Genomic DNA, 291 nt, shown 5'->3' with positions numbered 1-291 from the left:
GGTATGGGACACGCTCCCTCCCGGCAGCGCCCGGCCCGACAGCGCGGCCTTCGCCGCCCTGGCCACCACACTCCTCACCGACACCACCCTCTCCGCCCCCCACGACCCCGAAAGCCTCGCCCACCTGCTCACCGCAATCGACTGGTCCACCACCCCCGCACCCGCCGCGGGCAGCGCGCTCTCCCCCGACACGGCACGGATCATCATGCGCGTGCGCCTGAGCCTGCCCGAACAGACCCCGGCCACCGACACCGACATCGTGGTCACGATCGCCACAATGGAACAGATGGG

General features: G+C 71.5%; 1 protein-coding gene. It reads left to right on the top strand.

The genetic code is table 11. The features are described 5' to 3' along the window. Positions 1-291, top strand: a 291-nt coding sequence (locus tag IE94_RS36875; RefSeq protein ID WP_037925047.1) for a hypothetical protein, incomplete at both ends; no start/stop codon positions are given.

The organism is Streptomyces violaceorubidus (genome assembly GCF_000717995.1).
Lineage (GTDB): Bacteria > Actinomycetota > Actinomycetes > Streptomycetales > Streptomycetaceae > Streptomyces > Streptomyces violaceorubidus.
This window is presented reverse-complemented; position numbering and strand designations above follow the sequence as displayed.